Consider the following 12376-nt stretch of genomic DNA (forward strand, 5'->3'; position numbering starts at 1 on the left):
GGCGTTAGGCTGTGGCCATGACCGACAAAGCGCCCGAACCCGCCGCCATCCCCAAGGCTGATCCTTCGATGTTCTCGGACTGCGGCGACACGCCCTGTCCGCAGCCGGTCATGGCCGACCCGAAAAACGAGGCGGCGGTCCTGGCTGAGGGCGTGCGGATGCGCAACAACCCCGCCGAATGGGCCTTCGTGCGCCTGTCCAAGTTGATCGAGGAGTTCGAGGCCAAGCTGGACAAGGACGAGGAGATTGGCGCCCGCGTCGTCGGCCTGCCGGGCGAAGGCACCATGCAGATCGTCGACGTCGGCTTCTGGGGGCCGGACCTGATCATCTTCTTCGGCCGCAACGCCGACGGCAAGCCGGTCCGTCTGATCCAGCACTATACCCAGATCAATGTGGTGCTGGCCGCGATCAAGAAGCCGGAGGAGCGCGAGGCGCGCCGCATCGGCTTCCAGCTCAATGAAATGGTGATGAAGACCAATCCCGCGCCGACCGCCGCTGCGACTGCGACGGGCGGCGCGGGCGGTGCGATTTAGAGGCTTGCCGCCCAGTCCGTTCCCTTGATCAGGCTGTCGATGATGCCGGGTTCGCTGGAGGCGTGGCCGGCGTCGCCGACGATGTCCAGCTTGGCCTCGGGCCAGGCGCGATGCAGGGCCCAGGCGCCGGAGATCGGCGTGACCACGTCAAAGCGGCCCTGGGCGATCCAGCAGGGGATGTGGCGGATGGTGTCGATGTTCTCGAGAATCCAGTTCTCGCTGTCGAAGAAGCCGCCGTTGGTGAAATACCAGTTCTCGATCCGGGCGAAGGCCACGGCGAACTCGGGATCGGCGAACTTGTCGGGCTTGCCCGAGGGGCCTTGCACGCTGACCGTCTCGCCCTCCCAGGTGGACCAGGCCACGGCGCAGCGGTTGCGCTCGGCGATGTCGTCGCCCAGCAGGCGCTTATTGTAGGCGGCCATCAGGTCGCCGCGCTCGGCCTCGGGGATGGGGGCCAGGAAACGCTCCCAGGCGTCGGGGAAGATCATCGAGGCGCCGTCCTGATAGAACCAGTGCAGCTCTTTCTTGGTCAGCAGGAAGATGCCGCGCAGGATCAGGGCCAGGCAGCGATCCGGGTGCTTGATGGCGTAGGTCATCGACAGGGTCGAACCCCAGGACCCGCCGAACACCACCCACTTGTCGATGCCCAGTTGCTCGCGCAGGCGCTCGATGTCGGCGACCAGATCCCAGGTAGTGTTGTTTTCTAGCGAGGCGTTGGGGCGCGACAGGCCGCAGCCGCGCTGGTCGAACATGACGATGCGGTATTTGGCGGGATCGAAGTAGCGGCGCATCCCCGGATTGACCGCGCCGCCGGGGCCGCCGTGCAGGACGATGACCGGCACGCCGTGAGGATTGCCGCTTTCCTCGTAATAGATCTCGTGGATGCTGTCGGTCTGCATCCAGCCCGAGGCATAGGCTTCCAACTCGGGATAGAGGTCGCGGCGCAGGGTGTCGGTCACAGGAAATGCCATGTCAGAAATGAGGGGTTTTGAGTTTGGTCAGTCAGGCGTTGAAGTTGTGTGAGCGGAACGCGGCGACGGCCAGCACGATCCAGCCGGCGATCATCAGGGTCCCGCCGATCGGAGCGACAGCGCCCATGACGGGCAGGCTGAGAAGGCCGATCATGGCCAGGGCCAGGCTGAAGATCAGTCCGCCGCCGACCGCCAGCCAACCGGCGATCCGGGCTGTCTTGCCGCCGCTTGCCCAGGTGGCGCAGACCACGGCCAGGACGGCGTGGACCATTTGATACTGGGCGCCCGTGGTCAGCAGGCTCTTGATCGCCGGCCCGGCGCCGTGGGCGGCGAAGGCGCCGAGCGCGACGGCCATGGCGCCATTGAAGGCGGCGAAGACGAGCAGGTTGCGATCGAGTCTCATGGCCTAATGTCTAGACTACAACTTCGCGGGAGTCTGCTATCGCAGCGGCGATGAAATCCGCCCCCCGCATGGCCCTGCAATACGTCCTGCTGTTCGGCGCTAGTGGGGTGACGCTGCCGTTCGCGGGGCTGTGGTTTCGCTCCCAGGGATTGAGCGGAGCCGAGATCGGCGCCCTGCTGGCCATCCCCATGCTCGGGAGGGTGGTGACCGGGCCGCTGCTGGCGGTCTGGGCCGACGGGTTCAAATACAGGCGCACGCCCATCGCCTTGCTCGGGCTGGCGATGGCCCTGGGCTATGGCGGGGCGGGCCTGGTTCATGGATTCGTCGCCTGGGCCGTCTGCTGGTTCGTCGGGGCCACGGCGGCGGCGGCGCTGATCCCGCTCAGCGACGTGATGACCCTACGGGTGGCCAAGCGCGACGGCTTTCCCTTCTCCCTGCCGCGCGGTTGCGGTTCGGCGGCTTTTGTTGTGGCCAATGTCGCCATGGGGGCGCTGCTGACGCGGGTCTCGCCTGACGCTGTCGTCGTCTGGATCGGCACGGCGGCGCTGCTGATCGCGGTGACGGCCTGGCGCGTTCTGCCCGCCGAGCCAGTCACTGAGGGTCCGCGCGTGCCGGGGCTGGAACGCTTCAAGGGACTGGGGCGGCTGGTGGTCGATCCTGTCTTCATGACCGCCATCTTCGCCGTCGGCGCGGTGCAGGCGGCGCACGCCTTCTACTACGGCTTCTCGGCCATCGCCTGGAAGGCGCAGGGCATTCCCGAGAGCATGACCGGCCTGCTGTGGGCCTTTTCCGTCGTGGTCGAGATCGGCTTCATGTGGGTGGTCGAGCCGTGGCGGCGACGCGCCGGCATCGGGCCGTGGCTTATGCTGTTGGTTGGCGCTGGCGCGGCGGTCCTGCGCTGGACCCTGATGGCGTTCGCGCCTCCGCTCTGGGCGCTTTGGCCTCTTCAGACCCTGCATGCGCTGAGCTTCGCCGCCACCTATCTGGCCGGGGTGCAGATCGTCGAACGCCTGTCTCCGCCGGACAATCACACGGCGGCCCAGACGCTGAGTTCCGTGGTGTCGGCCGGGGTGCTGATCGGACTGGCGACCGCGGCCTCGGGGCCGCTGTATGACGCCTTCGGCCTCAAAGGCTATCTGGCGATGGCCGGGTTGGCGTTCACAGGCGGGCTGGTCGGTCTGGTTCTCCAGTCGCGGCTGTCGAAAGCCCAGGCCTAGAGGGCCACGTCTTGAGGGTCAGGCGGCGCTGGAGCGGGGCAGGGGCGCCAGGTGGCGCGCAATGACCGAGGCCGCCGTCTTGACTGCCGCCTGCACCTTGGCGCTGGGCGCATCGGAGGGCGCGCGGATCAGGCCGATGGCGGGGGAAGCCGCGCCGTCCGGCAGGTCGTTCAGGATGCGATACAGGATATAGCTGCCGGCGTCCTCTTCGGCGTCCGAAGCGGCCAGGGCGCTCAGGCCCGCCGCGGCGAGGTCGCGAACGATCTCGGCGGTGGGGGCGGTGGCGCGCACGACTCCGGGCCCAGTGTGGTCCAGACGGTCGCTGCGGTCGAGGCAGCGGTTCTCCGCCCGCATCTGAAGACGGAAGGCACCGGGGTGGGCGGTGCGGCCGACCAGCAGCAGAGCCCCGCATTCGCCGCTGGCGATCATGGCGCTGAGTTGCGCGGCCAGGGCTTCGGTCGAACTCGAGCCGGGCACAGGCAGGGTGCGGGCGCCGACCGGGTTCCACGGATCGCCAGACAGGTCTTCGACCGGGTCCCAGGCGGTGAAGTTCGGGTCCCAGGCGCAGATGGCGATGGCGGGACGTCGATCGGGGCGAAGCCCGGTTTCCATATCCTGCAAGGAATCCACCCTGTGTGACACTAACGCGACGGCGGCCGGAACGGTGCGGTCAAACCCGGCGGAAGGTCAAGCCCGCTGGGGTGAAATACGACAGCTTTGCGGCAGGCCCTAGCCCAGATCGCCGATGGCGGCGTCCAGCAGCATGAAGGCGCGGCCTTCGTCCGTGGCCAGACGAGCTTGGACGTCATGGGCGTCGCCCCGACGCGCATGGTCCTGCATTTCCAGCCCGAAGGCGCGGACATAGGCGTCCGCGTCGGCGCGCAATTCGGCGTCGGCCAGAATGCGGCGTGAGACGCTGCGCACGGCGGCAGGCGCAACCCGGCGCACGATCTGGCGGGCGCGATCCGGTTCCTGCAGGGCCAGGGCGCGGGCGGCTTCCTCGATGCGGGCGCGCGGCAGAAGGGCGTTGGGATCGACCCCCATGCGGCGGATGGCGGCCGTGACACGGTTGGCCAGGGCGGCGGCGTCCACGGGCGCGGCCACAGCGGCGGGCACGGGAGCATCCAGTTCCAGCGGCGCTTCGTGGCCCGCGACTGTCTCGCCCAGATCGTTCCAGTCCAGCGGCTCGTCCTTGGCGGGCGGGGGCGGCGCATCCTCGGTTGGCTCCAGCCGCAGGCGTCCGCGCAGGCCGAATCCGCGGTCGTCCGCGGCCTTGGGTTCAGGCTTGGGTTCAACGGCGCGCGGCTTGTATCGGGGCGTTTCTGGGGCGGCGGCGCTCAACAGGGGCTCGCGGCGACGGCTGGCGGGGGTGTCGCCCGACACCACGCCCATGACGCGGACGGCCTCGGTCAGCATTTCGTAGTTGCGGCGCACGCGATCTTGGAAGCCGGTTTCCAGAGCCTCGGTGTCCTCGGCGGCCTTTTTCGAGGCGGCGGACAGGGCGGCCAGGCCGTGCTCGACCGAGGCGCGCACGGCGTCCACACGGGCGGCGGCCTCCTGGGGCAGGCGATCGGCGCGCGCGTCCATTTCGGCGACGGCATGTTCGACCTGGGTCAGGGCTGCGGTCATGCGTTCCAGGGTGCCTTCCAGCCGCTCGACGACCTTCTCGCCGGTCAGATCCACCATGTCGGCGGTCTGATTGACGATCTTGCGGGCGCCGTCGATGCGGGCCTCGGCGGCTTCGTCGGCCTTCTGGGCGGCGTCGAAGAGGGATTCGCCCAGGCGGTCGGCGCGGATCTGGGCCTGTTCGATGGCGGCGGCGGCGGCGGCGCGCTGGTCCTCGGCGGTGGCCTGCAGGGCGGACAAGGCGCGGCGGGTCTCCTCGACCAGAAGGTCGCGGGCCTCGGCGGCCAGGGCCTCGAAGCGGTCCAACGCCAGCTTTGTGGCGTGGTCGAAGCCGTCGGCCTCGCGCTGCGACAGGTCCACCAGGGCGCGGAACTGATCGGTCACGGCCTCGACCTGAGCCTTCAGGGCGTCGCTGACGTCGCCGGTTGTCTGGTTCAGTTCGCCGGCGGCGGTGCGGGTCAGGGATAACTGCTCGGTGAACTGGGCGCGCTGGCTCTCGATCTGAGCCGAGAAGTCTTCCTGATCGGTGCGCAGGGCGTAGGCGGCGGTGACCAAAGAGGCGCGTTGCTGGCTCAGGCCTTCCTCGACGGACTGGATCTGTTCGGCCACACCGGTTCCGGCGGTTTCCAGGCGCAGGGTCTGGCGGGCCAGGTCGTCGGCGGCGGCGCGGGCGGCGTCCTGAGCCTCGTTGGCGGCGGCGGCGAGGTCGGCGGCGCGGGCGGCCAACGCGGCCTCGGCTTCGCGCAGTTGGGTCTGGGCCAGGTCGGAGGCGTCCACCACCATGCGCGACTGGCGCTCGACGGCGTCGACGACGCCGGTGGCCTGGCTGTCAAGTTGCACGCCGAGGGCGCCCATCTGCTCACGTTCGCGGCCAAGTTGATCGGTCAGGCGACGGGCGGTGCGGCCCGCACTTTCGGCGGCCTCGTTCAGGCGGACGGTTTCCTGGGCAAGGGCCTCGCGCAGCAGGGCCATGTCGTTGCGGGCGCGTTCGGCGGCCAGGGCCGCCTGATCGATGTCGCCACGCAGGCTGGTCAGCACCTGTCCGGTCTGGTGGGCGGCCAGGGCGGTCGGCCCGACCAGGGCCTCGGCCATGTCGCGGGCGCGGCGGGTTTCCAGCGCCAGGCTGGCGCCTTGACGCACGGCGTGCGCCAGCATGATCGCCAGACCGGCCGGGGCCAGGGCGATCAGGGCGTAGACGGCCAGACGCAGGGGCTCCAACGCTACGGCGCCCGACCCGAACTCATAGGCGAACCAGGAGGCGACGCCGCCGATCCACAGGGCTGAGGCCAGACCGGCGATCAGATAGGCGTTGCCGCCGGACTTCAGCGCGGGGGCGCGGCGAGACGCAACGGAGGCTGGAGGCGCAGCGTCCTCGACGACGGCGGGCGGCGCATCGGCGGACACGGCCAGAGGCGGCAGGTCCGGGGCGTTTTCGGCCTGAAGCAGGGCGGCGGCGCGTTCATCGGCCAGGCGTTGTTCTTCCAGCAGGCGGCGGCGGCGACGTTCGGACATGGGCTTGTCAGGCGCGGGCGGCAGCGAAAGCTCTGCGTCGAATTCGACGGGCGTCTCGTTCAAGCGTTCGTCGTCTGCGCCCATGATGGGGGCGGATTCTTCGAGACCTTCGCCGGGTTCCGGGTCGGTCAGGTTGAGCGGCGGCCGATGGCTGGACTTCATGGGGCGTCGATCTCGTTCACTATTCGCCGGATACGCGGCGAGGGCGCGCGGAGATTGGACCCTAACGGCTTGATCCGGTCGCGCAAAGGCTGGCGGCAGGGGATTTCATGGGAAGAGCGGGGATGATCGCCTGGCGATCGTCCGTTCAGCAGTCGCTGGGGGGCGCGACCGCGATGGTCGAGGCAGGCGCTTCCTTGCAGTCCTGCACGCGCTGAATTTCGCGTTCGGAATGGCGCGGAGCATGCAAATCGACGCCGAATTGCGACAACGCCGCCGCAGCGAGCATCGCAATCAGGCCAGCCAGCATATCCAGCAGCATTTGCATACGCCCATCATGACAGAATGGGGCCTCATTGTGAAGCGTCACCATTGAGTAGGATTCGTGGAACGAAAACTGCTGGAGCGTCACTGTATCAACGGGCGTGTAGCGGATCGTCACGCGAATCAGACAGCTATGGCGGAATGCATCAACCGGGCGACACCTATGACGGCAGCCTGCTCGAACCGGGGCGCGACTGCTGGCGCGTGGCCACGGCGGACCGCTTTACGCCCTTGATGGAGAACAACGCCTATTTCGACGCGCTCGCGTCGTCGTTACGCAAGGCGAAGAAGTCGATCGTCGTTCTGGGCTGGCAGTTCGATCCGCGGACACGGCTGGACCCCGAGTCTCCATTGACCGACCATCGTGGCGAGATCGGCCATCAACTGCGAATGCTGGTGCGCGAAAAGCCGGATCTGGATGTGCGGCTGCTGATCTGGAAGTCGCCGCTGCTGATCGCCGCCTCTCAGGGCTTCTATCCGCATCGGGCGCAGCGGTGGTTCAGGAAGCGCACGGTCGAGTTCCGCCTCGATAAGCCTGGCATACTGGGCGCCTGTCACCATCAGAAGGTGATCATCATCGACGACAAGGTGGCCTTCTGCGGCGGCGGCGACATCGCAACGGATCGTTGGGACACGGCAGAGCATCTGGACAACGATCCTCGCCGTTGCCAGCCCTCGGGCGTGTTCAGCGCCCCTCGGCATGAGGTGATGAGCGTCATGGACGGGGCGGCGGCCCGTGCCCTGGGCGATCTGGCGCGCGAGCGCTGGTTCCGGGCCACCTGGGAGCGCACCGCGCCGGATGAAACCGATGACGACCCTTGGCCCGATGGCGTCGAGCCGGCCCTGACCGACGTGCCGGTGGGGATCGCCCGCACGGAGCCGCGCGTGCGTGGACGACCCGAGGTGCGTGAGAACGAGGCCCTGCATCTGGCGGCCATCCGCCGGGCGAAGCGTCTGATCTATCTTGAGAACCAGTATTTCACCTCTCCCGTCATCGCCGCCGCCCTGGCCGAACGGCTGGCCGAGCCAGATGGGCCGGAGATTGTCCTGGTCTCGACCGGACGCAGCCCCAGTTGGTTCGACGGCCTGACGATGGACACGGCCCGCGCCGAGGTCCTGTATCGGCTGGAGCAGGCCGATCGCTACAACCGCTTCTTCGCTTTCAGCCCCCGCACGATCGAGGGCGAGCGCATCATCGTCCATGCCAAGATGTCGATTATCGACGACCGGCTGCTGCGCATCGGCTCGACCAATCTGAACAACAGATCCCAGGGCCTAGACACCGAGTGCGACGTGGCCGCCGAGCCGACGACCGAGGCTGGGCGTGAAGTGGTTCGCCGTTTTCGCCAGCGTTCCATCGGTCACTTCATCGGCGTCTCGGGCGAGGACTTCGCGCAGGCCGAGGCCATCATGGGCTCGGTCGGGCAGGCGGTTCTGACCTTCGGCTCGGACCGGATGACCCTGCTAGGCTCGACGCCGCCGTCGGCGGTCGAGCGGATGATCGCCGAGTGGCAACTGGGCGATCCGGCTTCCTCAATGGATGCCTGGCGGCCGTGGAAGCGGTTGAACCGCTCGCATCGGCCCAAGCTGACAGGGCCTCAGGCGGGAGTCTGAAACTCGAAGTCGATGGCCAGGGGCAGGTGGTCCGAAGCCGTGCGCGCCAGCGGGTGCAGGGGGGTCATGGCGCCCGTCACCCGGATTTCGGGGCTGACGAAGCAGTGGTCGATACGGATGGCGGGGAAGCTGGACGGGAAGGTCTTCACCGAAGGCTTCAGCCCCAGTTCGCGCTGGGCGTCGGTCAGCCGCCGGGTCAGGGCGTGATAGGGGCGGGTGATCGAGGTGGCGTTGAAGTCGCCGGTCAGGATGGTCGGCCCGATGCAGGCCGGATCACCCAGCCAGTCCTGTCCGACCAGAGCCGCCGCCTGTAGTCTCTGTTCACGCGGCACCAGGCCCAGATGGGTGTTGAAAACATTGAGGATCACCCCGTCGAAGTCGATAGCCGACCACAGGGCGCCGCGCGGCTCCAGCCCCCGCAGATTCGGCAGGGTCGGTAGGGCGGCGGCGCGAATCAGGCGCTCGGGCCGCGCCGTCAGGATGGCGTCGCCATAAAGCTCGGCCTCGATGGTCATGGCCGGATGGAAGCGGAAGCCCATCGACAGGCGCTCGGCTATGGCGTGGGCCTGATCGACGCCGTTGGTGCGGGCGCGGCCGACGTCCAGTTCCTGCAGGCAGACGATATCCGGTTCCAGCTCGGCGATGACGGCGGCGATGCGGGCCACGTCCAGCTTGCGGTCGACGCCGACGCAGCGGTGCACATTGTAGGTGACGAGTCTGGGCATGGGTCCTTGTCGGCGCGGTCGATCCCGCCGCCTGTCTAGCCGGTCTAGATGACAACCAGACGGTCGGGGACCTCGTTGGTATCAGCGGGCCGGGGCGGAAACCGTTCCGCCAGAACCTGACCGCACAGGGCGATGGCCTGCTGCATGCCTTCGACCGGTTGGTCGCGGCGCAGGGCGGAAGTCAGGGCGGCGACGGCGTCGGCCCAGACCTCGGGGCTGACGCAGGCGTGGATGCCCTCGTCGGCGATGACCTCGACCTGATGATCGGCCAAGGCGGCGAAGATCAGCACCCCGGTCCGCGCCTGGGTCACGTGCAGGCCGTGGGCCAGGAACTGCTGCATAGCCGCACGTCGGACGCGGGTGCGGCGCAGGGGAGCGGGCGTCAGCCACCGCCGCACGACCGGGATCAGGGTCAGCAGAAAGACGCCGAGGAAGACGGCCGCTTGCACCAGGGCGTAGGCGGCCAGGGCCTGTCCGATCTCGACCTCGCGCGCGGCGGCGTGGGCCGCCTGCCAGTCGGCGCTGCCCAGGTTGCTCAGATTGGGCAGCCAGTGCGCGCCGAAGCCCAGAGGGATCAGGGCCAGGGGCAGCAACAGGGCCGCCGCCGCCGCCCAGGCCAGGCTGACGTCGCGATAGGAGGACACCTGCCGCGCCACGACGCAGAAGATCTCGCCCGAGGTGTTTTCCTCGGCGCGGGCGATGGCCTCGGCGACGCGGGCGTGATCTTGCTGAGTGAACTGCATCACCATCCCCCCGAGGCGCCGCCGCCGCCGAAGCCGCCGCCGCGACGCCGTTTGCCGCCCGCAGCAGCACCCACCAGGCTGATGAACAGGAAGAAGAAGATCAGGAAGATGATCAGGGCGGGCAGGATCGGCTTTTCGCGCTCGGTGGCCGCGCTTTTCGCTTCGGCGGCGCGGGCCTGGGCCTCGGCCGGATCGGCGGTCAGTTGCACGATGATGGCGTCGGTCCCGGCGATGATGCCCGCCGCATAGTCGCCGGTACGGAAGGCCGGCAGGATGTCGTTGCGAATGATCATGGAGGAATAGGCGTCGGTCAGCACGCCCTCCAGGCCATAGCCGACCTCGATGCGCACCTTGCGTTCGTTCGGCGCGACGATCAGCAGCGCGCCGCCGTCGTTTTCCTTCTGTCCGATGCCCCAGTGACGACCCAGTTGATAGCCGAAGTCCTCGATTTCCTGATCCTGTAGCGAGGGCAGGGTGACGACCACCAACTGATCGCCGGTCTGCTGTTCCAGCGTGGCCAGCTTGCCGGTCAGGGCCTGTTCCTGTTCCGGGCTCAGAAGTTGGGCGTCATCGACCACCCGCCCCGTTAGCGCGGGGAACTGGATCTCGGCGGCCAGGGCGGGCAGGGCCGTTACCCACAGGGCGAGGCCGAGCAGCAGCGCCGGGATCACTCCCGGCGCGCGCCTGTCCCTCATGATGAGGGCGGAAGGGGTCATGCCGATCTGATCAGGCCGCCGGAGCCGGAGCAGCGGCGGGGGGCGTCGAACCGGGCGCGGCGCCCGGAGCCGTCGCGGGCGCGCCGCCGCCGGGTTGAGCGCCTGGAACGCCGAGGTTGAAGTTCACCGTCGGGGCGCTCTGAGCCTCGGCGGTGGCGGTGAACAACTGCATGGGCTTCGATCCGCCATGCAGGGTCTTGGCCCAGATCACGCTCGGGAAGGTGCGCAGGGTGGTGTTGTAGTCGCGCACGGCCTCGTTGTAGTCGCGGCGCGCCACGGCGATGCGGTTTTCCGTGCCTTCCAACTGCGACTGCAGGGTCAGGAAGTTCTGATTGGCCTGAAGCTGGGGATAGGCCTCGACCGTCACCAGCAGCCGCGACAGGGCCGACGACAGCTCGCCCTGGGCCTGTTGATATTGCTGGAAGGCGGCGGCGTTATCGAGGTTGGAGGCGTCGATGTTGACGCTGGTGGCCTTGGCGCGGGCCTCGATCACCTGGGTCAGGGTGGTGCGTTCCTGAATGGCCGCGCCCTGAACAGTGGCGACCAGGTTCGGCACCAGGTCCGAGCGGCGCTGATACTGGCTCTGGACGTCGGCCCAAGCCGCCTCGGCCCGTTCCTGCTTGGTCGGAATGGTGTTGTAGCCGCAGGCTCCCACGGCGGGGGTCAGGACGACGACGGCGGCGACAGCCGCGAGACGGGGCGAGAATCCAGCCATGAAGCTCCTCCGGCGATCACAATGACCGCTGATCCGGTAAAGACTATCGGAGCGGAAAGGCTCCGCTTCAAGGCTGGATTTTTAGCTTGATCTCAGGGGGGCGCCTCAGCTGTTCAGATCTTCCGGCTCCACGCCCGCCGCGCGACAGGCGGCGGTGTAGGTGTTGGCCAGCAGGCAGGCGATGGTCATGGGGCCGACGCCGCCCGGAACGGGGGTGATGCGGCCCGCAACCTCGACCGCTTCGGCAAAGTCCACGTCGCCGACGACGCGGGTCTTGCCCTCGGCGGCCTTGACCGGGTCCTTGGAGGGGACGCGGTTGATGCCCACGTCGATGACGGTGGCGCCGGGCTTGATCCAGTCGCCCTTGATCATCTCGGGACGACCGACAGCAGCCACCAGGATGTCGGCGGTGCGGCACAGGGCGGGCAGGTCGCGGGTGCGCGAGTGGGCCACGGTGACGGTGCAGCTTTCGCCCAGCAGCAGTTGCGCCATCGGCTTGCCCACGATGTTCGAGCGGCCGACGATGACGGCGTTCAGGCCCGACAGGTCGCCCAACTGGTCTTTCAGCATCATCAGGCTGCCCAGGGGGGTGCAGGGGATCATGCCCGGCAGGCCGACCGCCAGGCGCCCGACGTTGACGACGTGGAAGCCGTCCACGTCCTTGTCCGGGTCGATGGCGCCGAGGACGGCGGCCGAATCGATATGCTTGGGCAGGGGCAGTTGCACCAGGATGCCGTGGATGCCCGCGTCGGCGTTCAGCGCCGCGATCAGGGCCAGCAGCTCCTCCTGGGTCGTCGTGTCGGGCAGGCGGTGGGTGTCGGAGCGCATCCCGGCCTTCTGCGTCGTCTCGCCCTTGTTGCGGACGTAGATCTGGCTGGCGGGGTCCTCGCCGACGATGACCACGGCCAGGCCCGGCTTGACCCCGTGGGTCGTTTCCAGCCGCGCGGCGGCGGCGGCGACGCGCTCGACCAGGGTCAGCGAGAAGGCCTTGCCGTCGATCAGCGAGGCGCGTGCGGGTTCGTCAGCCATAATCGGCTCCATTCGTCGGGAACTGGAAAGCGTGGCCGCGATTTACAGCCGCTACGGTTCGGCGTCTATGATAGCGCCAGCAAAGAGGT

Annotated in this window: 13 protein-coding genes; 3 read left to right on the forward strand and 10 right to left on the reverse strand. The window is 68.4% G+C overall.

Features of this window, described 5'->3' with window-relative positions:
- Window positions 1-17: 17 nt before the first annotated feature.
- Window positions 18-533 carry a DUF6173 family protein gene (locus CQ039_RS03895; protein WP_105563258.1) on the forward strand — a complete coding sequence of 172 codons (516 nt, stop codon included), beginning with the start codon at window positions 18-20 and terminating at the stop codon, window positions 531-533.
- On the opposite strand, the gene pip is transcribed toward CQ039_RS03895, so the two are convergent.
- Both pip and CQ039_RS03905 read right to left on the reverse strand, forming a co-directional pair.
- Entirely contained in the window at window positions 530-1504 is a 975-nt protein-coding gene (gene pip / locus CQ039_RS03900) for a prolyl aminopeptidase (protein WP_105563257.1), read from the reverse strand. The two genes, CQ039_RS03895 and pip, sit on opposite strands and share 4 nt — an antisense overlap.
- Before the next feature lie 31 nt (window positions 1505-1535).
- The gene (locus tag CQ039_RS03905; RefSeq protein ID WP_105563256.1) at window positions 1536-1907 is read right to left on the reverse strand and encodes a DUF423 domain-containing protein; all 372 of its coding nucleotides are present in this window, start codon (window positions 1905-1907) and stop codon (window positions 1536-1538) included.
- Between the two features lie 50 nt (window positions 1908-1957).
- Here CQ039_RS03905 and CQ039_RS03910 point away from each other — a divergent pair, with 50 nt between their 5' ends.
- A complete protein-coding gene (locus CQ039_RS03910) occupies window positions 1958-3124 on the forward strand; it encodes an MFS transporter (RefSeq protein ID WP_105563255.1) in 1167 nt (388 codons plus the stop codon).
- Between the two features lie 18 nt (window positions 3125-3142).
- Here CQ039_RS03910 and CQ039_RS03915 read toward each other — a convergent pair whose 3' ends face one another.
- The 3 genes from CQ039_RS03915 to CQ039_RS03925 all read right to left on the reverse strand — a co-directional run bounded on the left by CQ039_RS03915 (window position 3143) and on the right by CQ039_RS03925 (window position 6749).
- Window positions 3143-3736 carry a hypothetical protein gene (locus tag CQ039_RS03915; RefSeq protein WP_105563254.1) on the reverse strand — a complete coding sequence of 198 codons (594 nt, stop codon included), beginning with the start codon at window positions 3734-3736 and terminating at the stop codon, window positions 3143-3145.
- Window positions 3737-3853: 117 nt separating this feature from the next.
- Window positions 3854-6424, reverse strand: coding sequence for a tipN (locus CQ039_RS03920; RefSeq protein WP_105563253.1), 2571 nt, complete (start codon window positions 6422-6424; stop codon window positions 3854-3856).
- A 145-nt stretch (window positions 6425-6569) separates the two neighbouring features.
- Complete coding sequence (locus CQ039_RS03925; protein WP_105563252.1) at window positions 6570-6749, reverse strand: hypothetical protein; 180 nt, start codon at window positions 6747-6749, stop codon at window positions 6570-6572.
- 137 nt (window positions 6750-6886) lie between these two features.
- On the opposite strand from CQ039_RS03925, the gene CQ039_RS03930 reads away from it, so the two are divergent.
- Window positions 6887-8359 carry a phospholipase D-like domain-containing protein gene (locus CQ039_RS03930; RefSeq protein WP_105563251.1) on the forward strand — a complete coding sequence of 491 codons (1473 nt, stop codon included), beginning with the start codon at window positions 6887-6889 and terminating at the stop codon, window positions 8357-8359.
- Here CQ039_RS03930 and CQ039_RS03935 read toward each other — a convergent pair.
- From CQ039_RS03935 to folD, 5 genes are all read right to left on the reverse strand, one after another.
- Window positions 8344-9084, reverse strand: a complete 741-nt coding sequence (locus tag CQ039_RS03935) for an endonuclease/exonuclease/phosphatase family protein (RefSeq protein ID WP_105563250.1) — start codon at window positions 9082-9084, stop codon at window positions 8344-8346. The genes CQ039_RS03930 and CQ039_RS03935 overlap by 16 nt on opposite strands.
- Window positions 9085-9128: 44 nt before the next feature.
- Complete coding sequence (locus tag CQ039_RS03940) at window positions 9129-9827, reverse strand: TPM domain-containing protein (RefSeq protein WP_233190205.1); 699 nt, start codon at window positions 9825-9827, stop codon at window positions 9129-9131.
- On the reverse strand, window positions 9827-10498 hold the full coding sequence (locus CQ039_RS03945) for a YgcG family protein (protein ID WP_369831540.1): 672 nt from the start codon (window positions 10496-10498) through the stop codon (window positions 9827-9829). Before CQ039_RS03945 ends, CQ039_RS03940 begins: the two co-directional genes overlap by 1 nt.
- A gap of 55 nt (window positions 10499-10553) precedes the next feature.
- Complete coding sequence (locus CQ039_RS03950; RefSeq protein WP_105565014.1) at window positions 10554-11258, reverse strand: LemA family protein; 705 nt, start codon at window positions 11256-11258, stop codon at window positions 10554-10556.
- Between the two features lie 105 nt (window positions 11259-11363).
- Entirely contained in the window at window positions 11364-12287 is a 924-nt protein-coding gene (folD, locus tag CQ039_RS03955; protein ID WP_105565013.1) for a bifunctional methylenetetrahydrofolate dehydrogenase/methenyltetrahydrofolate cyclohydrolase FolD, read from the reverse strand.
- Window positions 12288-12376 lie beyond the last annotated feature (89 nt).

Source organism: Brevundimonas sp. MYb52, from assembly GCF_002979535.1.
Taxonomy (GTDB): Bacteria; Pseudomonadota; Alphaproteobacteria; order Caulobacterales; family Caulobacteraceae; genus Brevundimonas.